23 protein-coding genes (1 of these 23 only partly in view) are annotated in these 22,636 nt (G+C 62.7%); 6 read left to right on the top strand and 17 right to left on the bottom strand.

Going from position 1 to position 22,636, the window contains the following annotated elements; translation table 11 throughout:
- Nucleotides 1-8: 8 nt before the first annotated feature.
- Nucleotides 9-1,508 (top strand): amino acid permease, encoded by a 1,500-nt coding sequence (locus tag AC6H4Z_RS01535; protein WP_497544969.1) that lies wholly within the window; start codon nucleotides 9-11, stop codon nucleotides 1,506-1,508.
- Here the strand turns inward: AC6H4Z_RS01535 and AC6H4Z_RS01530 are convergent.
- The 12 genes from AC6H4Z_RS01530 to AC6H4Z_RS01475 all read right to left on the bottom strand — a co-directional run bounded on the left by AC6H4Z_RS01530 (nucleotide 1,468) and on the right by AC6H4Z_RS01475 (nucleotide 12,585).
- Nucleotides 1,468-2,997 carry a GspE/PulE family protein gene (locus AC6H4Z_RS01530; RefSeq protein WP_497544968.1) on the bottom strand — a complete coding sequence of 510 codons (1,530 nt, stop codon included), beginning with the start codon at nucleotides 2,995-2,997 and terminating at the stop codon, nucleotides 1,468-1,470. The two genes, AC6H4Z_RS01535 and AC6H4Z_RS01530, sit on opposite strands and share 41 nt — an antisense overlap.
- Nucleotides 2,988-4,868, bottom strand: a complete 1,881-nt coding sequence (locus tag AC6H4Z_RS01525) for a type II secretion system protein GspD (protein WP_497544967.1) — start codon at nucleotides 4,866-4,868, stop codon at nucleotides 2,988-2,990. The genes AC6H4Z_RS01530 and AC6H4Z_RS01525 overlap by 10 nt, the downstream gene beginning before the upstream one ends.
- Nucleotide 4,869: 1 nt before the next feature.
- Nucleotides 4,870-5,376: a hypothetical protein gene (locus AC6H4Z_RS01520; RefSeq protein ID WP_497544966.1), complete on the bottom strand. Its 507-nt coding sequence runs from the start codon at nucleotides 5,374-5,376 to the stop codon at nucleotides 4,870-4,872.
- Entirely contained in the window at nucleotides 5,373-6,014 is a 642-nt protein-coding gene (locus AC6H4Z_RS01515; protein WP_497544965.1) for a GspMb/PilO family protein, read from the bottom strand. Before AC6H4Z_RS01515 ends, AC6H4Z_RS01520 begins: the two co-directional genes overlap by 4 nt.
- Entirely contained in the window at nucleotides 6,011-7,429 is a 1,419-nt protein-coding gene (locus AC6H4Z_RS01510) for a hypothetical protein (RefSeq protein WP_497544964.1), read from the bottom strand. Before AC6H4Z_RS01510 ends, AC6H4Z_RS01515 begins: the two co-directional genes overlap by 4 nt.
- A complete protein-coding gene (locus AC6H4Z_RS01505; RefSeq protein WP_497544963.1) occupies nucleotides 7,423-8,391 on the bottom strand; it encodes a type II secretion system minor pseudopilin in 969 nt (322 codons plus the stop codon). Before AC6H4Z_RS01505 ends, AC6H4Z_RS01510 begins: the two co-directional genes overlap by 7 nt.
- On the bottom strand, nucleotides 8,388-9,074 hold the full coding sequence (locus tag AC6H4Z_RS01500; RefSeq protein ID WP_497544962.1) for a pilus assembly FimT family protein: 687 nt from the start codon (nucleotides 9,072-9,074) through the stop codon (nucleotides 8,388-8,390). Before AC6H4Z_RS01500 ends, AC6H4Z_RS01505 begins: the two co-directional genes overlap by 4 nt.
- Nucleotides 9,071-9,481, bottom strand: a complete 411-nt coding sequence (locus tag AC6H4Z_RS01495; RefSeq protein WP_497544961.1) for a type II secretion system protein — start codon at nucleotides 9,479-9,481, stop codon at nucleotides 9,071-9,073. Before AC6H4Z_RS01495 ends, AC6H4Z_RS01500 begins: the two co-directional genes overlap by 4 nt.
- Nucleotides 9,465-9,923: a pilus assembly FimT family protein gene (locus tag AC6H4Z_RS01490; RefSeq protein ID WP_497544960.1), complete on the bottom strand. Its 459-nt coding sequence runs from the start codon at nucleotides 9,921-9,923 to the stop codon at nucleotides 9,465-9,467. Before AC6H4Z_RS01490 ends, AC6H4Z_RS01495 begins: the two co-directional genes overlap by 17 nt.
- Nucleotides 9,920-11,122 (bottom strand): type II secretion system F family protein, encoded by a 1,203-nt coding sequence (locus AC6H4Z_RS01485; protein ID WP_497544959.1) that lies wholly within the window; start codon nucleotides 11,120-11,122, stop codon nucleotides 9,920-9,922. The genes AC6H4Z_RS01490 and AC6H4Z_RS01485 overlap by 4 nt, the downstream gene beginning before the upstream one ends.
- Before the next feature lie 18 nt (nucleotides 11,123-11,140).
- The gene (gspG, locus tag AC6H4Z_RS01480) at nucleotides 11,141-11,623 is read right to left on the bottom strand and encodes a type II secretion system major pseudopilin GspG (protein WP_497544958.1); all 483 of its coding nucleotides are present in this window, start codon (nucleotides 11,621-11,623) and stop codon (nucleotides 11,141-11,143) included.
- Between the two features lie 356 nt (nucleotides 11,624-11,979).
- Nucleotides 11,980-12,585 (bottom strand): hypothetical protein, encoded by a 606-nt coding sequence (locus AC6H4Z_RS01475; RefSeq protein WP_497544957.1) that lies wholly within the window; start codon nucleotides 12,583-12,585, stop codon nucleotides 11,980-11,982.
- 222 nt (nucleotides 12,586-12,807) lie between these two features.
- On the opposite strand from AC6H4Z_RS01475, the gene AC6H4Z_RS01470 reads away from it, so the two are divergent.
- Nucleotides 12,808-13,047, top strand: a complete 240-nt coding sequence (locus tag AC6H4Z_RS01470) for a hypothetical protein (RefSeq protein WP_497544956.1) — start codon at nucleotides 12,808-12,810, stop codon at nucleotides 13,045-13,047.
- A 7-nt stretch (nucleotides 13,048-13,054) separates the two neighbouring features.
- Here AC6H4Z_RS01470 and AC6H4Z_RS01465 read toward each other — a convergent pair whose 3' ends face one another.
- The 5 genes from AC6H4Z_RS01465 to AC6H4Z_RS01445 all read right to left on the bottom strand — a co-directional run bounded on the left by AC6H4Z_RS01465 (nucleotide 13,055) and on the right by AC6H4Z_RS01445 (nucleotide 17,205).
- Nucleotides 13,055-14,026, bottom strand: a complete 972-nt coding sequence (locus AC6H4Z_RS01465; RefSeq protein WP_497544955.1) for a D-2-hydroxyacid dehydrogenase — start codon at nucleotides 14,024-14,026, stop codon at nucleotides 13,055-13,057.
- Complete coding sequence (locus tag AC6H4Z_RS01460; RefSeq protein WP_497544954.1) at nucleotides 14,023-14,418, bottom strand: DUF3224 domain-containing protein; 396 nt, start codon at nucleotides 14,416-14,418, stop codon at nucleotides 14,023-14,025. Before AC6H4Z_RS01460 ends, AC6H4Z_RS01465 begins: the two co-directional genes overlap by 4 nt.
- Before the next feature lie 40 nt (nucleotides 14,419-14,458).
- Entirely contained in the window at nucleotides 14,459-15,076 is a 618-nt protein-coding gene (locus tag AC6H4Z_RS01455) for an HD domain-containing protein (protein ID WP_497544953.1), read from the bottom strand.
- A 42-nt stretch (nucleotides 15,077-15,118) separates the two neighbouring features.
- Complete coding sequence (locus tag AC6H4Z_RS01450) at nucleotides 15,119-15,283, bottom strand: hypothetical protein (RefSeq protein WP_497544952.1); 165 nt, start codon at nucleotides 15,281-15,283, stop codon at nucleotides 15,119-15,121.
- A 122-nt stretch (nucleotides 15,284-15,405) separates the two neighbouring features.
- Nucleotides 15,406-17,205: a glycoside hydrolase family 15 protein gene (locus tag AC6H4Z_RS01445; protein WP_497544951.1), complete on the bottom strand. Its 1,800-nt coding sequence runs from the start codon at nucleotides 17,203-17,205 to the stop codon at nucleotides 15,406-15,408.
- Nucleotides 17,206-17,423: 218 nt separating this feature from the next.
- Here AC6H4Z_RS01445 and AC6H4Z_RS01440 point away from each other — a divergent pair, with 218 nt between their 5' ends.
- From AC6H4Z_RS01440 to AC6H4Z_RS01425, 4 genes are all read left to right on the top strand, one after another.
- Nucleotides 17,424-18,335, top strand: coding sequence for an ABC transporter permease (locus AC6H4Z_RS01440; RefSeq protein ID WP_497544950.1), 912 nt, complete (start codon nucleotides 17,424-17,426; stop codon nucleotides 18,333-18,335).
- Nucleotides 18,332-19,519, top strand: a complete 1,188-nt coding sequence (locus AC6H4Z_RS01435; RefSeq protein WP_497544949.1) for an ABC transporter ATP-binding protein — start codon at nucleotides 18,332-18,334, stop codon at nucleotides 19,517-19,519. Before AC6H4Z_RS01440 ends, AC6H4Z_RS01435 begins: the two co-directional genes overlap by 4 nt.
- A gap of 147 nt (nucleotides 19,520-19,666) precedes the next feature.
- The gene (locus AC6H4Z_RS01430) at nucleotides 19,667-20,413 is read left to right on the top strand and encodes a thioesterase II family protein (RefSeq protein ID WP_497544948.1); all 747 of its coding nucleotides are present in this window, start codon (nucleotides 19,667-19,669) and stop codon (nucleotides 20,411-20,413) included.
- Nucleotides 20,414-22,636, top strand: partial view of an SDR family NAD(P)-dependent oxidoreductase gene (locus tag AC6H4Z_RS01425; protein WP_497544947.1) — the 5' portion only. The gene runs 1,848 nt beyond the window's last position; 2,223 of the gene's 4,071 nt are visible here — the first part of the coding sequence; the start codon lies at nucleotides 20,414-20,416; its stop codon lies off the right edge, out of view.

Here is a 22,636-nt window from a genome sequence, read left to right as displayed (position 1 = left end):
ATAGTGGGATGAACCCGACTCAGGACGATATGGCGCTCTTCACTCGAAAGCCCATCGACGAGCTCATCGCCGAATCGCACACCGACACGCTCCATCGAACGCTCGGCCCGTTCAGCCTCACGACACTCGGCATCGGAGCGATCATCGGAGCCGGCATCTTCGTCATCACTGGAACCGCGGCCGCGCAGTTCGCCGGACCGGCGCTGGTGCTATCGATGATCATCGCTGGAATCGGATGCGCGTTTGCCGGCCTTTGCTACGCCGAGTTCGCAAGCATGATCCCGGTTGCAGGCAGCGCGTACACGTACGCGTACGCCACGCTCGGCGAGCTATTCGCGTGGATCATTGGTTGGGATCTGGTGCTGGAGTACGCACTAGGCGCGTCGACGATTGCCGTGGGATGGGCCGGCAACTTCGTAAGCATCCTGCAGGACATGGGAATCAACTTTCCGCCGGCGCTCACCGGCCCGCCAGGCTCGCTCGTCGCGCTGCGCGACGGCAGTACCGTGACGGGCGTATTCAACCTTCCGGCTGCGGTCATCGTGCTGTTGGTATCGGCAATTCTCGTGATTGGCATTCGAGAATCGGCACGATTCAATACGACGATCGTGATCGTAAAGGTCGTGGTGCTGTTGCTCTTCATTGCATTCGGTATTTCGTACATCGACACGGCCAACTGGCACCCGTTCATCCCACCCAATGCAGGGAAGTTCGGTGAGTTCGGCTGGAGCGGCGTGTTGCGTGGGGCTGGCGTCATCTTCTTTGCGTTCATTGGATTCGACGCGGTGTCGACGGCAGCGCAGGAGGCGAAGGACCCGCAGCGCGACATGCCTCGCGGTATCCTCATTTCTCTCGTCGTCTGCACGATTTTGTACATCGCCGTCGCGCTCGTGCTCACGGGCATCGTGCGCTACACCAAACTGAACGTCCCTGCCCCAATCGCACTCGGCGTCGATTCGACGGGACTGACTTGGCTTCGACCGATCATCAAGCTGGGAGCGATCGCCGGACTTTCGAGCACCATGCTCGTGATGCTGCTCGGACAGCCGCGCATCTTCTTCTCGATGAGCCGCGACGGACTGCTCCCGCCGATCTTTGGCAAAGTGCATCCGCGTTTCAAGACGCCATACGTCACGACGATCATCACTGGCATCGTCGTCTCACTCGTCGCGGGGCTATTTCCGATCGCGACCCTCACGCAGCTCACGTCGATGGGAACGCTACTCGCGTTCGTCATGGTATCGCTCGGCGTGTGGATGCTTCGCAGAACCGATCCCACGTTGCATCGGCCGTTCAAGACGCCGTGGATGCCGTGGGTGCCATTACTCGGAGCGTTGATCTGCTCCGCGCAAATGCTCGGACTGCCGCTCACCACATGGATTCGTCTCGTGGTGTGGCTGGCAATCGGGCTCGTCATCTACTTCGTATACGGCCGCGCCGGAGCGGCAAGACTGAGAGCCGCGCGGTCTACGCGCGAGCTACGCGGAGCACCTCGTCCACAGTCGTGACCCCATCACGCGCCGCGCGGACTCCGTCATCGAGAAGTGTGCGCATGCCTTTGGCGATGGCCATGCTGCGCAACTCCTCGGATCCGCGCCGGCGCTGCACTTCGAGTCGGAGGTCGTTGTCCATCACGAGCAGCTCATACACGCCGGTTCGACCACGATAGCCAGTACCACGACACTCTTCGCAGCCCGCGCCCTTCCAGGTGCGCATGAGGCCAAGTCCCTCGACGTCGATGCGCCGAGCGACCGACTTGTCAGGCTTTGTTTCGACCTTGCAGTGCGGGCAGATGACACGAACGAGTCGCTGCGCGAGCACGGCGTCGACGGTGCTCGCTACGAGGTAAGCGGCAACGTCGAGGTCGAGCAGACGCGTGAGCGCCGTTGGCGCGTCGTTCGTATGCAGCGTCGACAACACGAGGTGACCCGTGAGCGACGCTTGCGTGGCGATCTGCGCCGTTTCCGCATCGCGGATTTCGCCGACGAGAATGATGTCGGGGTCCTGACGCAGCAGAGCGCGCAGCGCCCCGGCGAACGTCATTCCGACTTTCTCGTTGACTGGAACCTGCGGCACGCCGGCAAGCTCGTATTCCACCGGATCTTCGACCGTGAGGATTTTCTCACGACCGGTCCGGATCATTTCGACGGCGGCATAGAGCGTAGTCGTCTTTCCCGAACCGGTTGGGCCGGTCACGAGCACGATGCCGTGCGGCCGCGACACGACTTCGGTGAACGACTCCAGCGTGTCGGCCGCCATTCCCAGCTCGAGCAGCGAAACGCGACCGCGCTCCTTGTCGAGCAAACGAAGTACAACGCTCTCGCCGCGCAGCGTCGGAACCGTCGATACGCGGACGTCGACCTGACGATTCTGCAGGCGCAGACGAATACGACCGTCCTGAGGCAGTCGACGCTCGGCAATGTCGAGCTCCGCCATGATCTTGAGACGACTGATGATCGCAGCGGTGAGGTGCGGCGGCGGCGACGGCGCGTTTTGCAAAACGCCATCGACGCGATACCGCACGCGAAGGCCATCCTGATAGCCCTCGAGGTGCACGTCTGACGCGCGCGCGTCGAGCGCTTCGATGAGCAACAGGTTGACCAGTCGAACGACCGGTGCTTCGTTGGCGAGATGCAGCAGATCGTCGAGTGGAATTTCGTCCACGTCGACGTTGCGGACTTCGCCACTCATGCCTGCGATCATACCCTCGGCCGTCGCGGCCTCGGGCGCGTAGACCCGCCGAATCGCCGTGCGCAGGTCGTGCTCGGCGAAGCGCTGCACTGAAATCGCGGCGCCGAACAATAGGCGTAGATCGTCCAGCGCTAGCGGTTCGACGCGGTCGAACCATGTGCCCACCGACAGCACGTCGTTTTCGACGCGGAGCGGCAACACCCCGTACTGCTCGAGCCAGTCGGCCGAGAGCGCGGTGGTGAGTCGCTCGACGTCGAGGAGTTCCGTCGCCGAGTGCTGCGTGTCGGGACGGTCTGCTATCGCCACTGTCGCGACGGAAGGAGGGTGTCGATCGGTTGAACCGGCGGGACCGTGTCGCGCGGGGGCGGCGTGCGGCGGCGAAGCGTCGTCAATGAATCGGTCTTCTTCGTCGTGTCCGTCTTGATCGCCGGCGGCCGCGAAATCGTGTCCGCGCGCGGAACGATGCGCGAGTCGATGTTCGTGTCCTTGAGTAGAACGCTGCCTTCCTTGACCGCTTCGCGCAGCTTGTCGATATCCTCGTCGCTCGAGATGATGTGCGGCGTGAGGAACAGGTACAGTTCGCTCGTTGCTTCGCTCTTGACGGTTCGGCCGAACAGCAGCGTTCCGATGACGGGAATCCGACTCAGGAACGGAATGCCAGCGACATCGTTGGACTTCGTGTGATCGGCTAGTCCACCGATGACCGTCGTTTGCCCGTCGCGAATGAACACTTGGGTCGTCGCTTCGCGCTTGTTGATGATCGGCGCGTCGAACTGTAGCTGGTTCGTCGCGCTGTTGTCCTGCTGGTTCACCTGCAGGTTGACGTAGCCGTCGGGGTTGATCGTCGGCGTAATCGTGAGCACTGTGCCCACGTCGATGTACTGTACGGTCTGCACCCGCCCCGTCGGATCGTTTGGCACTGTCTGCGATACCGACACGAACGGCCGCGACGAGCCGACGTTCAACACGGCCTGTCGGTTGTTCTGCGCGATGATCACCGGCAGCGAAAGCACTTTGACGTCGCCCCGCTCCTGCAATGCCGCGAGTGCAACGTTGTATTTGATCGTGCCAGAGCCACCCACGAGCGCCAAGATGAAATCTCGAGCGTTCGATGACTCCGGCGCCGTCGCCGTTGCATCGGCCACGGCCTTGTTCTTGGGAACGCGGCTCGCCGTGCCCGACACACCAACATCGAGATCGTGTGTGCGCTGCACCTCGGCGATCGTTACTTCGATCAACACCTGCAACGGCCGAAGGTCGACGCCCTGAATGATCTGCTGAACGAGCGCGAAGTCCGCTTCGGTCGCGCGAATGAGCAGCGAGTTGGTCGACTCTTCAGCGATGATGCGGATATCGCCCGACTGGTTCGAGAGCGAACCGCTCGCCTGTTGAAACGCATTCGCGAGCTGGTTGAGTACCTGGACGCCAGGATTGTTTCCGCCGCCGGCTCCTCCACGGCCCGCACCGCCCCGCCCGCCGAAGGGGGCCTGAGCTCCTGGAGTGACCGTCGTGATGTTGCCGGGAGGCTGCGCCGGCGAATTGATCTGACCGCCGACGACGTTGAATCCACCATTGCCGTTCGGAATGATCGTCGTGCCCTGACCACCGCGGCCGTTGTTGCCGGAGAATCCTGAAAAGAGATTCGTGAGAACGGGCGCAAGCTGAATCGCGCTCGCGTGCTTGAGGCGGAAGGTGAACAGGCGCATCTGCTGCTGCTGATTCTGCTGCGCCAGTTGCTGTGCGAGCGTCTGCTGTGGTGCGGGGCGCTGCGCCGGCTCAGGCGCCGGGCCAGAGATCTGAATCAGCGTCGCCGTTTGCGTGACCTTGAGCCCATTCGATTCGGCAACGTTCTTGACCAGATCGATCATCGCCTCGCGCGTTACGGGCTTGCCCATATGCAGGGTCACGCGCTGCGACGGGATGTTCGTCAACGAAACGTTCAGTTCACCGGCGGCAGCGAGCGCATCGAGCACCACCTTGAGGTCCTGATCCTGAAAGTCGAGCGACACGCTGCTCGCCTTCTTCGTCGTGTCTGCCTGTTGTGCCTGCGCGCGCGACGCGTTGGGCGGTTGCCCCGTGCCACCGCCACGACCCGTCGCGCCGCGTTGCGCGCCGAGTGGGAAGGCAGTGATCGCGGCAACAGCGCCGGCGACAGTAATACGAAAACCAATCGACATGTCAGGTTCCTGGCTTGGGCACGGTGATGTCGACGCGCGAACCGCTCGAGCTGACGAGCGCGATTTTGCCGCGCTCGATCGCCTTCACGACCCACTCACCGATCTTGTTGCCGACATGCACGAGTGTCGGACGTCCATCACCGAGTTGTACTGTCGCGAAGCTGCGTCCATCGGTCGCGACTGCCGTTCCGAGCACGATGGGCTTCATGGGCTCCACCGCAGGTTTCTCATTTACATCGGTCTCGCCGGGCATCCGATACGGCGCCGAGGGCGCGCTCCGATCCGATGCGAATAGATCGTTCTCTACTGTCGTCGCAATGTTCGCGGGCGCTTGCTTCACACCGTGGCCCATCGTCTCGAGACTCGCGACGGTAGTAACTGGCGTTTCGGCAATTGGCGGAACACGGAACGCACGCACGAGCACCCATGCATTTGCGATGACCGCAAGTCCAAGAGCGCCGAGCGCGAAACGCATGGCCGGGCTGCGCGACCAATCACGCATGCTCATGGCAGACTCCCGCTGCTCGTCTGCGCCGTCGCCACAGCAGGCTGCTTGACCGACGCCGTCGTGACGGAATCATTCACGGCAAAGCCGGCGATGGTCGCGGCGATCGACAACGTCTCGCCATCTTTCTCGTCGCTGCGCGGCGTATGCGAGATGTCGAGGCGATCGACGCGAATGAGCTTGTCACCTCGCTCGAGCGCCTGCAGAAACTTCAAAGTTCCGAGCAGATCGGATTCCGCGCGAATCTCTACGCGCAACGTGCGAACACCCTCCGCCGATGGCGCCGCAGGGCGCGTGCTCGCTGCCTGCAGCCACACTCGCGATTTGCGGGCGACGTCGCCGAGATACGACGCGAGCTCCGCGCTCGCCATCACATCGTCTTTGCCTTCGAACAGGCGAGGACGCATGGACCGCATCGCGGAATCGGCAATGTGCTGCAACTGCGGATTCCGTCGCGCCGTCGTGATCGCTGCGCGCTCACGTGCGAGCGTCGCACGCTCCGTGGCCAGTTGATCGCGCGCATCGGAGAGCGCAGCCTGATACGGCCGAACACCCCAAATGAACAGCAACCCAGGCAACAGAACACCAATTCCCAACACCACCGCTCGGCGATCGCGCACCGACATCGTGGCCCACTTCATTGTCCGGGCCTCCGACTGACGGGGTTTGACGCCGGAGTTGTTGTCGCGGCAGTCGTCGGCGCAAGAACGCGGGCAGCGATCGTGAAGTGCTCGAGCGCCACCGTGCCGCCGTCCTGTAGCTCACGACGCACTGGTGCCGTTGCTCTTACCCCGACGAGCGAGTTCGCTTTCTCGAGCGCGTCGAAGACTCTTGCTGCGTGATCGGCCAGCCCGTCGACGATCAGCGAATCATCACGCGTGCGTACAGCCATGAGATATGCATCGTCAGGCAGCGCGTCGCTCACCGACGAAATGACCGCCGACCAGCGCGGTGATGTTCGCTCGATTCCGGCGAGGGTCGTGAGATGCCGGTACGCCGCATCCACGGTGGTGCGGCCAACCATCGTCGACGCAATCTCCGGTCTGATGCGCGCACGTTCCGCTTGCACGAGCTTGAGTTGATGATGGACACCCCACAACTCGAGGCCCGCGGCGACACCGAATAGCACCGCGGCGGCGCCGGCGAGCCGCCAGACTACCTTCCGCGCTTTGGTGCGGTCGGCAACGATTGTGTCTTCACTGCGCAGTGCCGGTCCGAGGTCGGCGCCAGCGAAATGCGCCGCCAATACTTCGGCGCTTTCTGCGAGACTCGACAGCTCGCCGTTTGGAACAACGACGTTTACACCATGCGATGAAAGCGCGCCGTTCAGCTGCCGTCGCGGAGCAACCGAGCCGAACACGCCGACGCGTGCGCCAACACCGACGGCATCGGCAATCATTGCCGCATCGTTGGCGGCCGCGCGGAAACGACGAACGGCGACGAGCATTCGGTCGTCGATCTCGAGGAGATCAGTGCGATCGTCGTGAGCGACGAGCGCGTATGATCGCTGCCGCGCAAACGTCGGCCATAGCTCGAGTGCGGCCGCTGCCCATGCACCTTCAGCCGGCGCAAGCGTTTCGACCGTCCAACCAGTCTGCTGCGCAGCGTTACGAATGGCGGCAACGAGACGCGTCGGCGCCGCGGCTGCAATCACCGACGTCGGCGCACCGCGCACGCGTCGGCCCGCCAACGATGCGCCCACGATCTGCGGTCCACGCGCGTTGACGAAGTAGCGCGAGGCACCTCGCGTGAGAAGTCGCTGCAGATCGTCGTCGCGCACGGGCGGAAACTCGATGCGGCGCACTTCGGTCAGCGGCGGAACGAGCGAGATGGCGAGCGTCCCTTCGGTGACGCCGAGCGCGCGCGCGAGATCGGCAAACGCAGACGTGAGCGAGGGCCATTGCGCACTGTCCGCTGCGGGCGGATCGAGTGGCGCGCGCCATGCCCGGTCGGCCGCGTTGCGCAGACGAACATCAGCGGCAAACAACTCGGTCGGAGAGAGTGTGATCCCCGTCCGAACGTTCTTCTTCGAGCCTGCGTTGGAACGCTTTACCATAGAAGGCTCGACACCGTCGTCGTCGTCGCGTTGCCTTTGTTGATGATGGCGGTCAGCTTGGTCGGCTGCGCCTGCTGACCGACACGCGCGGTGATGACGAGTTCGATCGTTTGCGTCGAAACACCGACGCGAGCAGCAAGTTGCGTCTGAAGCGCATTCGCCCCACCGCGACCGCCTCCACCGCCTCCAGTAGCCGCTCCGCCGATTGCGTTGAAAACCTGCTGGATGCTCTCTATGCGGCGACCCTGCGACCGAAGCTGCAAAATCATGTTGAGCGTCTGATCGGTCATGCCGGGAAGCGCACGCAACACTGCAGCCGGCGCGGTGTTGATGTTCACCTGACCGTTGCCCCGCGTCGTGAAATACGGACTTGCCTGCGCATAGATCTCTGGAGTCATTCCCATCACGTCCTGCAGGTCCTCGACCTCTCGGAAGGGCGCATTCGTCGGCAACACAAGCATCTCGGCCTTGATGTACGCGTCGCGCTCCGCGCCGCTCGGGCGCGGGATCGAATCGGCGTCACGCCAATCGAGAATTGCCTGCGACAATTGCGTCGCCTTGGAGAAATCGCCGAGCAGATAGCTGAAGAACGTCCGGAGATCGTTCTCGCTTAGAGAATTGATATTGAGTTTTTCGCCAAGATCTCGGGCGACGACGTCCACCGGAACGCTGTCGACCATGACCGTCCCACTGTAGGTCGAGTCGACGTCGAGCCACGGGTCGCTGGATCGAAGTCGCGCCACATTGTTACCGGTTGGAGCGACGCGAAGCGCCTGATCGAGCCGCGCGCGCTCGAGCGCCAAGGCGCCCAACGCCAACCCGCGTTGCATTCCGCGCTCGGACGTGAGCAGACCAACTGTGCGACGCTCGTGCGCTTCGAGGCTGAACTGCAACGCCACCGCGGCAATCGCGACGACGAGCCAGAGCGCCGCCAACAGCGCAACTCCGCGGCGCTGTTTCATCGACCCACCTGCGCGGCCAAACCACTCGCCACTCCGAATACGAGCGGCAGCGTGACCAACGGCGACGGGTTCGACGCCGGATTTGGAATGAGCGTCAACCGAATGGCCAGCAGACTGCCGAGCGTCGCCGCCTGCGACGCCGCAAACCAGCGGTGCGTTCGGCCGTCGAGATACTCCACCCTGAGCGTGTCGATCGTCGAGTCGAGCATCTTCCGGAGCAGCGGGGACTGCGGTGTGGGCTGGTACTCCATAGTCAGCCCCTTCTCTGGCGTGTTGCCATCGCCGTCTATGTACAGACGGATGGTGAGGTTCGGCGTCATTACTGGAGTCACGGCCGACGTCTGTACCGTGAAGTCGTCGCCTGTTGCCAGCGCCGGAGTGACCGACGCAGAGTTCATCCCGCCGAGTGTGTTCGCGGCCCCTCCGCCACGCGCAGCACCGCGTGTGAGGCCTCGCGGACCCGAACTCAGTTGAATACGCGGTGTCCCATTCACAACCCACAATCGAATCGTTTCGCGGAGAGCAGCCGCGCGCTCTGTCGACGCCGACGCCTGACGAATTATCCGGCGATGGTCGATGATCGATCCGAACGCCGCAACACCGGCAGCAGCCATGATCCCGGTGATCGCTAGACCGATCACCAGCTCAATGAGCGTCATTCCGCGGCGATTGCGCGCTGTCATTGACGCGTCACCAACGCTGGGCGTCGATACTGGTACGTTCGAATCACGTACGACCCCGTCGGCCATTCGACATTGATGCGAATGGCATACACCCCCGCTTGCTCGGACAGCGGGGTCGACGTCGTGGTCCACGTGTATTCGTCGAGCGGTTTGTCGAACTTCCCAGATCCGACCGAGTCCGGAAGCGCTTGAAGCTCCCGATCCGTCAGCAGATCCATGAAGTCCATCCGCGACGTCGCCAGCGCCTCCGCTTCCTGCGCTCGACGCGCCTTCTCGGCGGTGCGCATATCGCCGCCCACGGCTTCGAGCGCGCTCACCGCAGTGATGCCGACGATGGCAATCGCCGCCACCGCCTCGAGAAGCGAGAAGCCCGCGCGCGACCGGCGGCGACTATCGAGAGTCGGCACGCGCCACTCCGGTCCAGGGATCCACACGAACGATCAACGGAACTTCGCCACCGTGAACGACGACCGTATCGGCGAACGCAGCTCCGGTTGGGCGAAAAATGTATAGAAGGCGATCCTGATCGCTGACCAGCGTCTCGGTGAGACCCATGTCGAGTACGCCAACCGCGAGAAGACCAGCGCCAGCAGCCGTCGTGGTGTCCGCCTGATACTTGAGCGTTTTTGGATCGAGGCGGAGCTTCACTGTCGCGTTGTAGTCGAGCGACGCTTTGCGAGCGTCGCGCAACAGGGCGAGCACTCCGTCTGCGCCGCGCGTAGGCTGCTCCGTCCCAAAGCGCACGAACGCGGGCACGGCGAGCGAACCGGCAATAGCCAGAACCAGGAGCACCATCGTGAGCTCCCAGAGTGTGAATCCTGGCCGGGCGGTTCGGTTGCGGCTCGTCATTTGAACGAGTTCGCGTTAATGCCGTAGATCGCCTGGAGCAGCGAGAGGGCAACGAACGCCACGATGACGCCGAACACCACGATCATCGCCGGTTCGGCCAACGTCGCCATTCGCTGCGTCGCGCGCTCAGTGCGCTCCTCGAAGATGTCGGCAGCCTTCATGAGAAAAACCTGAAGCTGACCGGCATCTTCACCAACGCCCACGAGTTGCGCGAGCAACTGAGGAAAGAGCGAGCTCTCGCCGACCGCCGCGCGAAGCGAACTCCCCTCGCGCACGCGAGTGCGAATGCGCACGCAGTCGTCGCGCGCAATCGGATCGCCGATCGACTCGATCGTGTCGTCGAGCGCGGCGAGCAGCGGTGCGCCGCCGCCGAGTAGTACGCCGACGAGGCGCGCGAAGCGGCCGGCTAGCGCGTACTTGCGGAGCGTGCGCACACCGGGAACACCGAGCAGAATAGCCGACCACGCGCGACGCCCTTCTTCGCTGTTCGTCGCCCACGCGGCAAAGGCCGCGATCAGGAACGGAATGAGAATCAGGACGGGCCAGAGGCGGTGCAGCCCCGCCGATAGAGCGAGCAGCGTGGCGGTCGACTTGGGCAGCTTCGCGCCGCTTCCCTCGAGGAGCGTGACGAAGCGCGGCAGCACGAAGAACAGCAGCACGGTGACGGCAATCGATCCGGCGCTTGCGAGCAACAATGGGTAGATCGACGCCGACAGAACCTTGCCGCGCAGCTGTTCGTCGCGCTCGAGCTGATCGGCGAGCCGCGCGAAGGCGCTATCGAGATCACCGCTTTTTTCGCCGGCGCGAACGAGCCCGACGTAGATGGGCGGAAAGAGATTGCGATGGTGCGCGAGCGCAGACGACAGCGTCTCGCCGCGTTCGACGCGCCCGCGGATTTCCTGGAGCGCGATGCGGACGTCGCCCGACGCGACACCAGATGCGGCGTTCAGCGCGTGGGCCAGCGGCATGCCGACCGGAAGCAGCGCCGCCATCGCGCGTGTGACTTCGAGGACTTCGCGTCGACGACCAAAACGAACTCCCCGCTTTGGTCCTTCGTTGTCTGCCGACTCCGCGACATCGAGCACGAGGAGACCACGCTCCTCGAGCGTGCGCGTCAACGCACCGGTGCTTACGGCCTGCGCGTGTCCTCGCGTCCGCTTGCCCGATCCGTCGACCGCCTGATACGCGTAAGTCGGCATTGAGGAGACTCGACCCGCCTACTTCCAGCTCGTGATATCCGCGTCTTCCCCTTCACCACCCGGCTTACCGTCTGCGCCATACGACTGCAGGTCGTATCCCTGGGGATTCGCTTGGCCGGGGAAGAGATAGATGTACGGTCGTCCCCACGGATCCATCGGAACCGGCTTGCGGAGATACGGCTGCCGCCAGTTGACCGGCGGATCGATCGTCGGCTTTTCCCAAAGCGAGTTGAGTCCCTGTTCCGTGCTCGGGTATTTGCCGTTGTCGAGTCGGTAAGCGTCGAGCGCGGCTCCGAGCATCTCGATCTGCGACTTGGCAGTCGCGTCCTTCGCGGCACCAACGTGCTGGAAGATGTTTGGCGCGACGAGTGTTGCGAGGATCGCGATGACGACGATGACGACCAGGATTTCAATGAGTGTGAAGCCGGCGCGACGTTTTCCGAGGGCATGCCGGCGACCTGGGCCACGCATGCGAGCGGAGGCTGGGGCGAGATGCGTCATCTATCGAATGGAAGGGAGAGCAGGGACCTCGGACGGTTTGACACCGGCCGCACGGAAACAGTTTTCGCGTCGAGAGTTACACGGACTTCCCGAGAGACGAGGCCAATCGGCTCAAGGTTAAGACACGTACCGAATCTCGGCCACGACGGGACAGATTATTTTGTCCCGCTCAGTATGGACCACCGTGACGGTCGATTCCTTCCCTATAGACGCGCGAGTAGTGGCGAGCCGTTAAGTTCACGCACTAAAGAGACATTTTCGCGCCATCATACGAACAATCGCGGCAGAACAGCGGCAATAATCCTGGCTGTTAAGGTCGGCGGCTTGTGAGCGTTTTGCTTGTACCCCGAGCCAAGCTATTCGGCCGATCCGCGAATGCTCGCCGCCCACTGTTTGATCTGCGCGCGAAAATGATCGGGCAGCCCGTCGTCGTATTTCGCGACGAGCATGAGGGTGGCGCGCCGTACCGGTTCGATCTGGGGATGCAGGTACCGGACGTCGAGAAAGTCGGCGCGTTCCTCCGGCGAGACGCTGCCGTCGACGAGGTGGTCGATCGCGTCGGCCAGCTTACGACGGTGGTCCGGCGTATCCGGCAGCTCAACGCGCCAGAGCGCTGCCTTCCAAAGCGAGCGGAACAGAGCGAGCGCGGCGATCGTGGCGAGCATGAACGCGGTGTACAGATACGCCATCGCTGTCTGGTCGGTGCTCGTGTGGTCGGGCGCTCGCTCCGCCACCAAGGCTGCCACGATGCTCGTGACGAACAGCGCCGCCGTCGTCGCCGCAGCCATCCCGGCGCTCCGCAGATGATCCTTCCGTGTGCGATTGCCCCGCGCGCCGGTGGGCTTGGCACCATATGACCGGCGTAGCTCCTGGCCCCAGACTGAGTTCGGAGCAAAGCGCACGATCCCGATCGCAACCACGATGATGCAAAAGCCAACCAGGATGGGAAGCCACTCGTTCATCGACACAGATCGTTTTTTCGAATGGTTGACGAGGGACGGGAGGGCGTGATTGGCACCGCTTCATTGAACTGTAATGCGCGGAACACAGTCGTGTCACCGAGGCATTTCGCGAGCGATCGCGATTTCGCCCAAGGAAAGCTATTTGACACCCTGATCACGTATCTCAACCCACCGCGGAGATCGTCGATACTCGTAGAGGGGACTTGTCACTCGGAGAGCTCGATGACTTCAGCAATTTCGTCTACGTCGGCTGCAGTTCAGACAGCGTTCGCGCGTTTCGACCGCGCCGCATCGGCCGTTGTCGACAGCGCGAACGCAGAATCGTCGAGCGATGCGCCGACCTCGACTGAACTTGCGCCGGCGATCGTGGCGATGATGACCGAACAACTCGCACTACGCGCTGCACTCGAAGTCGCGCGCACGTCCAACGAAATGATCGCCGACTCGATTCGCGCGCTCTAGACCAAGACTAGTACTGCCGTTCGCGGTCTACGGCGCGGCGTGGCGTTTCGCCACGTTCGACTTCGGCGAGACATTCGAGAAATCCCGATACCGCACCATCGATCGTCGTTGGACCCGAGCTATGCGGCGAGATGATGACGCGCGGGTCGTCCCACAATGGCGACGTCGCCGGAAGCGGTTCGACCTCGAAGACGTCGAGCGCCGCGCCGTGCAACCAACCGCGATCCAGCGCATCGGGAATCGCTGCTTCATCGACGACGATTCCCCGCCCCGCGTTGATCAACACCGCGCCGCGACACAACGACAGCACCTCGCGACTCACCAGCCCACGCGTTTCGATCGTGTGCGGCAACGCGAGAATCAACCAATCGGCTTGCGGCACGACATCGCGCAGCGCGGTAACGGGATACACCTCCGAAAACACGGTCGCATCGGCGCGACCCGACCGCGACACTCCAATCACCCGGCAACCAAGCGCCGAGAAGAGCTTTGCGGTGTGCGAGCCGACGTCGCCGGTTCCGACGATAACCGCTGTCGTGCCGCGAATCATTTTCACGTCGCGCGGCACCCACGCGTGTTCACGCTGACGCGCGGCGAGATCCCGCAGCTCCTGCGAAAACGCCAGCGCCCTCGCCAGCGCCCACTCGGCGATCATCGGCCCGAACGACTCCGCCGTTCGTGTGAGAAGAATCTCGCGAGGAAGTTCAGTGGGATAGAGCCACGAGTCCACGCCGGCACCCGTGCAGTGCACCCATCGAATATTCCCCATCGACGACAGCGGCGGCCGGCGAAAGCCGATGTAGGTGTCGCCCCAATCGAGATCGTCTTGCGAAAGCTCGGTGTACTTGTTGCCGCGGACCTCGAGTGTTCCGCGCGCGGCAATGAGTGCTTTCGAAAGATCGGCGTGCGCGTTCGCACCGATGACGACGCGACGCGGTACCAGCCGCTCGCCGATCGACGCTTCGGTCACCTCCGTCACGCCGACGGAAGATTGTAGTCGATTTCGTACAGGTGCTTCTTGTCGACGATCTTGATCGTCATCGTGCCTTCGATACCCGCGAGTTGATCGGTGCCAGACCCGGGAACGATGATGACGTTTAGCTTCTGTGCTTCACGCGTTGCCGTACCGACGTGCGCGAGGACGAAGGAACCCTGCCGCCCCTGCAGCGTGCCTGCGAACCGTTCGACTGCGACGTAAACAGCGGCGCCCGTGCTCGCCGTCTGATTGCTCAACATGTCGCCTTTACTCGGCCCTTCGAGCTCGCCGTGATACTGCTTGTCGAGCAGCAGTCGGCCAATGGTTGGCTCGTCGTCCGATCCCGGCGTTCTGGGAATGAGCTTGACGTCGAATGCTCCGGCAGCGTGCGGCATCGTGTCCGTCCTTTCGTGAGTGGGATGTTGGCGAGGAATTCTACTCGTTCGATCCGCGGGCGACTCGTGCATCCGACTCGCGCGCACGATCCTCGGTCGCGCGATCCAACGCAGCGCGGATCTCGGCGATCAGCGGCGGACTCGCTGTGTGCTGCCGGCCGTAACCGAGGTTGAAGCGATAGTCGAAGTCGGGAGGATTCTGCCCCTGCGTGTGCTGCAGAATCGTCTCGAGTTTGTCGAGCGCTTTCGCCAACTTCGCCTCGGCGCTTTGCGCGGCTTCGTATTCATCCCAGAGCGACAGGATTTCGGCGCGGAGTCGTTCGGGCAGTGGCTCGATCAACGTGACGAGGTCGCGCCGTTCGTCTGCCGACTTGCCCGCAGCCGCACCGGCCGCTGCACGCCTGGCCTGCTCCGGTGCGGGAATGTCGCCACCGATTGCTTCGCCCAGGTCGTGCACGACGCAGATTTTGATGAGGCGAGCAAAGTCGACGTCGGGAAACTCTGGCGCGAGCAACATTGCCATGAGCGACAACCGCCACGTGTGCTCCGCGACGCTCTCCGGCGTTCCCGTAGAGGTGTAGCCACTGCGCGTCACCGTCTTGAGACGTTCGGTTGCGCGCAGAAAGTCGAGCAGCCCAGCGAGTTCAGATTCGAGCATGCGAGAAATTGTGGTGCGAGCGCCAGGCGCTCGCACCGGACGTCATGTTCCTCGCCGACCAGACTTGGACGACGTGGATTGAGGCTTGCCCATTGGCGCCTGTGACGCGGCGCGCGTTGGAGCCTGCGGCTTGTTCTCGTGCGGTGTCGGCGCGGCGGGCCGTTTGCGCGAGAAGTCGGGAATCGTGGGACGCCCTTTCTTTTTCATCGAGACCTCCGAGTACGGATGCAACCGTGGCCGAGTGTAGAAACTGACGTAATACCGGTGCGGACCTCAATAGCCCACGCCGATCCAAATGAATACTACCGATAGCCGGAGTGACGAACCGTTCAGCCCTCGGCCTGCGTGATTGCCCACGCGGCGTTGACGAGCCCAACGTGTGTGAATGCCTGCGGGAAGTTTCCCAGCAGCGATCCATCGGCACCGAGCTCCTCGCTGAGCAGGTCGACGTCATTGCGGTGCGCGATCACGCGATCGAACAGGCGACGAGCCGCAACCGGGTCACCACCTTTCGCGAGACACTCGGCCAGCCAAAACGTGCAGATCGTGAAGGTGCCCTCGGCCGATTCGAGACCGTCGTCGCGACGATAGCGATAGACGAACCCGCGATCGTCGGTGAGGTGTTTCGCGATCGCCGAGACGGTTGAGCGAACACGCGGGTCGTTGGAGTCGAGAAAGCCGCACAGCGGAATGATCAACGACGAGGCATCGAGCGCGTCGCTCCCGAACGTTTGCGTGAAGGCGCCGACGGTGGAATTCCAGCCTTCCGTTTCGATAGCATGGCGAATTTCGTCGCGCGTCTTTGTCCAACTCGCGACCATGGCCTGTGCACCGATCGACGTGCCGAGTTTGATCGCACGATCCATTGCCACCCACGACATCAGCTTTGAGTGCAGAGTATGTCGCGGTTCGCCGCGGATTTCCCAGATGCCGTTGTCAGGCTGAGTCCATTGCGCTTGTGCAGTGTTGGCGACGTCGGTGAGAAAAGCTGCTGTGCTCGGTTCGAACTCACCAACTCTGCTCGACAGAAGCTGGGCCGCGGAGAGCAGTTCGCCGTAGACGTCCAGCTGTGTTTGCTGCCACGCACCGTTGCCGACGCGCACCGGCCGGCTGTCGCCGTACCCACGCAGGTGTTCGAGTTCGTGTTCGAAGAGCAGACGCTCTCCGCCCACAGCATACATGATCTGCAGCGGGTGTGCTGCGTCGACGGCACCGCCGGCGGCTGTTGCGAAGAATCGAAAGAATTCAGCAGCTTCGTCGGGACAGGCTGCGACCCAGAGTGCCTCGAGTGTGAGGCTCGCGTCGCGCACCCAGCAGAATCGGTAGTCCCAATTTCGGCCGCCGCGGATCGCTTCGGGGAGCGACGTCGTCGGCGCGGCGACGATCGCGCCGGAAGGCGCAAATGTTAAAGCTTGTAATACTCGACCACTGAAGCGAACGAGATCGGCGTAGGCTCCGATGTAGCCTTGATGCAATCCGCTCCACGATTGCCAGCTGTGAAGCGTTGTCGTCATCAGGGAGGTGACGTCTCCTTCGTAGAGTGGATTTGGATGTGGCTGCCAGGGAGAGCAGAGTCGCATCGCAAAGCAGCATCGATCACCGGCCTCGACCGTGAAGCGGCCGACTGCAGTGCCGTGGTCGATGGAAAAGTCCACGGGCGTGTCGAGCGCGAGCACGTTCTCTCCGCCAACCGATCGCAAACCGCCCGGCGTTTTCTCGAGGCGCGGCGTGGTGAGTCCGTATTCGCAGCGCGGAGCGAACTCGACCGTGATGTCTACGCTTCCCGACAGTCCCTCGACGGTGCGAATGAGAATATTCGGAACCGATCGGCCGATCGCGTGTCCTTGTCCGTCGCCAAGGGTGAGTGCATCGGTGAGGACGACAGACCCGCTCGCTGTGGTGAACTCTGTCCGGAGAACCATCGATCCGTCGCAGTAGCGACGTGTGGAGGTTGCCGACTCGACGGGCGAGATGCTCCAATGACCTCCGGCGGGATCCAACAGTCGCGCGAATATCGATGGCGAATCGAAGCGCGGCATGCATGCCCAATCGATCGAGCCTGCGCGTGAAACGAGAGCGGACCCGTTGCAGTCAGATAGAAGCGCGTAGTCGCCGATCGGAAGGCTCATCGGCGTCGCCGCGCCGCAAGCTCGATTCCACGAGGAACCGAACTCAGCTTCTTCGAGTTGCCTCGCGGGTTGTAACTCCCAGAGAAATTTGCTTTAGAACGACGTCTAACATGTCGAAACTTGGAATCGCAATCGACGCCCGCGCGTCATGAGGATACGTTGTTAGTACGCCCCGCCCACCGCACGACCGCGCTTCCCCACACGACGCACAACAGCCTGTGACAGCTCTCGAACCGAGCGGGACAGTCCCCGTCTCGCAGCCGGTAATCCATCGCTATTCCGCCGTCGCCGCACTCGGCGAAATCGTGCGCGAAGTCTCAGGAGCCCGAGAACTCATTCGCGCGCTCGTTCGGCGAGATCTTCGCGTTCGCTACAAGCAAGCCGCGTTCGGATTTTTGTGGGCGATTCTGATGCCCGTAATGATCGTGCTGTCGGGGATGCTCGTTCGGTACGCCATTTCGCAGATGACCAACACGGACTTCGACCAGCACATGGCTGCCGGTCTCGCCGTGAAAAGTCTGGCATGGGGCTTTTTCGTGGGAGCTTTGAACGTCGCCACGCCGAGTGTTCTGACGAACAACATGCTGGTGACGAAGGTGCACTTTCCGCGAGAGGTGCTACCGCTGGCGTCGATTCTGTCGCAGGCCACCGATTCGACGATTGGCGCCACGGCATTTTTGTTCATCGCGCCCTTCCTCGGCGTGATTGTCACGCCGGCGGCGCTCTGGGTTCCCGTGCTCGTCGTTCTTCTATTCTGCCTAACGCTCGCAGTAGGGCTGCTCTTCAGTTGCGCGAACGTTTTTTTCCGCGACGTGAAGTATCTGGTGCAGCTGGTGCTGACGTTCGGGATCTTCTTTACCCCGGTCTTCTACGAGCCGGCCGCGCTCGGCCCCAAGGCCGAGACGATCCTCATGATCAACCCCGTCGCTCCAATCCTGGAAGGACTTCGCTTGGCCACCGTCGAGGGGCACAATCTCCTCGTGCCGCTGACCATCACGGCGAGTCGCGGCGACGTCCTCGTTTGGAGCCCGTGGTACCTGGTGTATAGCGCGATTTTGGCCATCGGTGGCCTGGTGGTTAGCGCCTTGATCTTCCATCACGCTGCGGGCGTGTACGCGGAGTACGTATGACGACTTCGGGCATCCGCTGCCAGGCAGTTTCGAAGCGCTTCCTGCGTGGAGAACACCACGACAGTCTCCGCGACCTTTTGACGGCCGCGGCGCGCTCGATCGTCGGTCGAGGCACGCCGGTCAAAGCGAACGAGCGCGCCTTTTGGGCGATTCGCGACATCTCGTTTGAGGTCACACCGGGCCAGGCGCTCGGAATTATCGGCCACAATGGCGCCGGCAAGTCGACACTATTGAAGCTGTTGACTCGTGTGCTGCGTCCAACGATGGGAACGATCGAGGTTCGTGGTCGCCAGGGTGCGCTGATCGAGATCGCCGCCGGATTTCACCCCGATCTGACGGGGCGAGAGAACGTGGCGCTTCAGGGCAGCATCATGGGCATGTCGCAGGCGGAGATCAAACGGAAGTTCGACCAGATCGTCGAATTCTCCGGCGTTGCGGAATTCATCGATACGCCCGTGAAGCGATACTCGAGCGGAATGAACGCGCGTCTCGGCTTCGCGATCGCCGCGCACCTCGATCCGGACGTGCTGTTTATCGACGAAGTTCTGTCAGTCGGGGATCTAGGCTTTCAGCAGAAGGCGTTCGCGCGAGTTCAGGAACTCGTGACCTCGGGCATTCCGGTGGTCGTGGTGTCCCACCAGCTCGATCGAATCGCGCAGCTCTGTACGCATGCCGTCCTGCTGGACCACGGAACCGTGGTTCGCCAGGGCACGCCGTCTGAGTGCATCGATGCCTATCTCAATCCGCAGCGCGAGGCCGTAGTCATCGATTCCGATGCTCCTGCCGTCATCGAGCGGGTTGCCGTCGAGGCCAGCGGCGAGATCTCGTCGGGTGGCACGGCTCTGGTCCGCATCGAGGGCCGAATTGCGTCTGGCGGAGTGCCCGATCATATCGATCCCGTGGTGCTGATCGTCAGAAATGCAGCCAGCGGTGCGCTCGTTAGCGCGATCGGCTCATCGGGTTCGGAGCTGGTGCTTCCCGACGGCAATTTTTCGCTTGAAGCAACGTTGCAGATGAACGTCCCGCGCGGCTTTTACATCGTGCAGGCGTTCGTGTGGAATCGCCGGACCGAGCGCGCAGTCAGCGCTGGTCCGTCCGTTACCATGAGCGTTGTTGATGGGATCCAATTTGGAGGCCCGGTGCAGCTAAACGGGAAGATGGCTGTCGCTACGCTCGTCGGCTGACCGCCAACAACCCGCACACAAGGTCGACGTCGGCGGAGAGGGATGCCGGCTTTGGCCGCGCCGATACTAACCTTTAATGAAGTACAAGCTGACCCCACCCGGTCCCCGATGACGAAGGATTCATTGACTTCTCCCTGGTTTGTCCCGATGAAAACCCGGGATAGTGCGCGCGTGCGACTGGTCTGCTTTCCATCGGCAGGATCAGGGACGTCGGCGTATGGTCGCTGGGGCGCCATGCTTCCTACGGACGTAGAGCTGTGGGGAATTCAGCTCCCGGGCCATGAGACACGGCTACGCGAGCCATTGGTCAGTGACTTGCACGCCGTAGCCGACAACGTTGCACGAGACATCGTTCCGCTGCTCGACCTTCCGGTCGTGCTGTTCGGGCACAGTATGGGCGCGCTCATCGCGTTCGAGACCGCTCGACGGATGCGTGACCAATCGTCGGAGCCGGCGGCGTTGATCGTATCGGCGCGCGTCGGGCCGCACATCATCGAAACGCGCGATCGATACGATTTGCTCGGCGACATGGATTTCATCGACGCGATGGGCACCCGATATGGTGGAGTTCCCGCGCTGCTGAAGGAAGACGCAGAGTTTCGTGAGCTCTATCTCCCGCCGCTGCGCGCCGATGTCAACGCCGTGTCGAACTATCGTTTCCGCGACGCTTCGCCACTCGACTGCCCGATCCACGTGCTCGGCGGAACGGGCGATGCGACCACGCCGCGCGATGGACTCGAAGCCTGGCGCCAGCACACGACAGGCCCAGTTGCAGTGCGAATTTTTCAGGGCGATCACTTCTTCGTTCAGAGCGAGCGAGCCGCGGTGATCGATCTGGTCACACAGGCGCTGGCCGTCGCTGGCCGAGTAGAGCGCGAAGGGAGCCTTCGTTAAGTGGCTGATACCAGCGTCTCCGACCGCGAGCTTCGCGACCTCGAAGCCCGATTGCTCACGCATTCGGGCGTTCGTGACTGCGTGCTTCTGCGCCGCACCGACCTCGCGGGCAACTCAACGATCGTCGCGTACGTCGTTGCCGGAGGCCGGCAAACGCTCGGTTCGCTGCAGGATCATGCGCGGTCCGCGGGTAGTTCGCTCGTGCCCGAAAAGATGGTTCGCATTTCCAGCGTCCCTCTGCTCGCCGATGGTCGCGTCGACACGGCGACGCTTGCCGCAATGCCGACCATCGACGAGCCTGTGCTGCTGCAGATCCAGGACGTCATGCGTTCGTCCGGATCATTCGCCGATTCAGAGGTACTCGTCGACTGGCTCCTTCCCACTGAAGAGCCGCTGCGCGTCGACGACCTGATCGCAACGCGAAGTCGTGCGAACACGTCGGCCGCGTCGACCGCAGCGCGCGCAAAGGCGGACGACGAGAGCGGCGCCCCCTCGTTGAGCATCGGGGCCGACGTGACCTGGGACGTCGACGGAACCACGAGGCTCGGCGCCTTGCTCACCCGAACCGCCGAGCGCTTTCCGGAGCACACGGTCACGTGTATCGAGCACGATGGCGAGCACGTTCTGAACTATCGCCAACTTCTCGACCGCGCCGAGCGTGTGATGGCTGGGCTGCGCGCGGAGGGGATGAAGGCGGGTGACATCGCGCTCTTTCAATTCGAGCGCAATCCAGATTTCATTGCGGCGTTTTGGGGCTGCATGCTCGGCGGCTTCGTACCTGCACCACTCGCGGTTCCCGCGGCTGGCGACGCAAATAACGCGGCGGCGTTGAAGCTGAAGAATGCTTGGAGCTTGCTCGGACGTCCCGTGGTGCTGACGAGCTCCGATCTCGAGTCGACGCTGGTGCGTTTGGGCGAGTCGCTCGGTCTCGACGGACTGCGTGTGCTCGCCGTCGGCCAGCTCGAGCAGGCCGCGGCAGGCGAGCAGTGCGCCGAGCCAGGCATGGACGACGTCGCGCTCCTGCTGCTCACATCGGGTAGCACGGGTGTGCCGAAAGCGGTTACACAAACGCACCGCGCACTTCTCTGCCACATTGCCGGTGCGCGCCAACGACACGGCTTTACGTCGAACGACGTTCCACTGAACTGGCTGCCGCTCGATCACGTTGGCGCGATCGTGATGCACCACCTCCGCGACGTAGCCCTTGGCTGCAACGCCGTTCAGGTGCGAACCGATTACGTCCTTCAGGACGCGTTGCGGTGGCTCGATCTGATCGACCGCTTCAAGGCGTCGATCACGTGGGCGCCGAATTTTGTTTTTGCGCTGATAAACGATCGGACCGACGAGCTGGCGACGCGACACTGGGATCTGTCGTCGATGCGTTTTCTACTCAATGGTGGCGAAGCCATCGTCGCCGCGACTGCTCGTCGATTCATGAAGCGTTTGACACGGCACGGGCTTCCGGAAACCGCGATGCGTCCGGCGTGGGGAATGTCGGAGACGTGCGCCGCGGCGACGCATGCGCCTCCGTTCAGTCTCGACGAGACGAGTGACGACGACGAGTTCGTCGACGTCGGCGGACCGAACCCTGGTTTCTCCATGCGAATCGTCGATGACGATCAACGTGTGGTTCCAGAGGGCCGCGAGGGCAACCTCGAAGTGCGCGGCGGTTGCGTAACGCGCGGTTATCTGAACAATGCTGCGGTAAACGCCGAAGCCTTTACGGCCGACGGATGGTTTCGCACGGGCGACCTCGGGCGGCTGACGTCGGGCCGCTTGACGATCACCGGCCGCGCGAAAGGCGAGATCATCGCGAACGGCGTGAACTACAACGCACACGAAATCGAAGCAGCCGTCGAAGACGTCGAGGGCGTGGTGCCGTCGTTTACGGCGGCATTCGCAGTGCGCGAGCCTGGAGCCAATACGGATTCGCTCGCGGTCGCGTTCAATTCGCCGCGTACCGGCGACGAGGAGCTCGTCGACTTGCTGCGACGAATTCGTCTCACGGTACTCGAGCGTGTTGGTGTCGCACCGCGTTTCTTGCTGCCAGTAGAACAGGCCGACATTCCCAAAACTGGAATCGGCAAGATTCAGCGCGCAGCGTTGACGAAGCAGTTTGCCGCTGGTGGACTCGATGCAGTCGTCCGTCGCAGTGAACAGCTCACGCAACGCGCGCAGACGATTCCGAACTGGTTTTTCCGTCCTATCTGGCGCAAGCGTGCG

The sequence above is a fragment of the Leucogemmata humicola genome, assembly GCF_055379415.1.
This window is presented reverse-complemented; position numbering and strand designations above follow the sequence as displayed.

Excerpts from the sequence above, each read along its gene's own strand:
- AC6H4Z_RS01435 (WP_497544949.1), top strand. The coding sequence starts at position 18,332 with ATGACGACTTCGGGCATCCGCTGCCAGGCAGTTTCGAAGCGCTTCCTG.
- AC6H4Z_RS01500 (WP_497544962.1), bottom strand. The coding sequence starts at position 9,074 with ATGACAGCGCGCAATCGCCGCGGAATGACGCTCATTGAGCTGGTGATC.
- AC6H4Z_RS01515 (WP_497544965.1), bottom strand. The coding sequence starts at position 6,014 with ATGAAGTGGGCCACGATGTCGGTGCGCGATCGCCGAGCGGTGGTGTTG.
- AC6H4Z_RS01510 (WP_497544964.1), bottom strand. The coding sequence starts at position 7,429 with ATGGTAAAGCGTTCCAACGCAGGCTCGAAGAAGAACGTTCGGACGGGG.
- gspG (WP_497544958.1), bottom strand. The coding sequence starts at position 11,623 with ATGACGCATCTCGCCCCAGCCTCCGCTCGCATGCGTGGCCCAGGTCGC.
- AC6H4Z_RS01470 (WP_497544956.1), top strand. The coding sequence starts at position 12,808 with ATGACTTCAGCAATTTCGTCTACGTCGGCTGCAGTTCAGACAGCGTTC.
- AC6H4Z_RS01535 (WP_497544969.1), top strand. The coding sequence starts at position 9 with ATGAACCCGACTCAGGACGATATGGCGCTCTTCACTCGAAAGCCCATC.
- AC6H4Z_RS01445 (WP_497544951.1), bottom strand. The coding sequence starts at position 17,205 with ATGAGCCTTCCGATCGGCGACTACGCGCTTCTATCTGACTGCAACGGG.
- AC6H4Z_RS01460 (WP_497544954.1), bottom strand. The coding sequence starts at position 14,418 with ATGCCGCACGCTGCCGGAGCATTCGACGTCAAGCTCATTCCCAGAACG.
- AC6H4Z_RS01475 (WP_497544957.1), bottom strand. The coding sequence starts at position 12,585 with ATGAACGAGTGGCTTCCCATCCTGGTTGGCTTTTGCATCATCGTGGTT.
- AC6H4Z_RS01520 (WP_497544966.1), bottom strand. The coding sequence starts at position 5,376 with ATGAGCATGCGTGATTGGTCGCGCAGCCCGGCCATGCGTTTCGCGCTC.
- AC6H4Z_RS01505 (WP_497544963.1), bottom strand. The coding sequence starts at position 8,391 with ATGAAACAGCGCCGCGGAGTTGCGCTGTTGGCGGCGCTCTGGCTCGTC.
- AC6H4Z_RS01430 (WP_497544948.1), top strand. The coding sequence starts at position 19,667 with ATGAAAACCCGGGATAGTGCGCGCGTGCGACTGGTCTGCTTTCCATCG.
- AC6H4Z_RS01490 (WP_497544960.1), bottom strand. The coding sequence starts at position 9,923 with ATGACGAGCCGCAACCGAACCGCCCGGCCAGGATTCACACTCTGGGAG.
- AC6H4Z_RS01455 (WP_497544953.1), bottom strand. The coding sequence starts at position 15,076 with ATGCTCGAATCTGAACTCGCTGGGCTGCTCGACTTTCTGCGCGCAACC.
- AC6H4Z_RS01450 (WP_497544952.1), bottom strand. The coding sequence starts at position 15,283 with ATGAAAAAGAAAGGGCGTCCCACGATTCCCGACTTCTCGCGCAAACGG.
- AC6H4Z_RS01485 (WP_497544959.1), bottom strand. The coding sequence starts at position 11,122 with ATGCCGACTTACGCGTATCAGGCGGTCGACGGATCGGGCAAGCGGACG.
- AC6H4Z_RS01525 (WP_497544967.1), bottom strand. The coding sequence starts at position 4,868 with ATGTCGATTGGTTTTCGTATTACTGTCGCCGGCGCTGTTGCCGCGATC.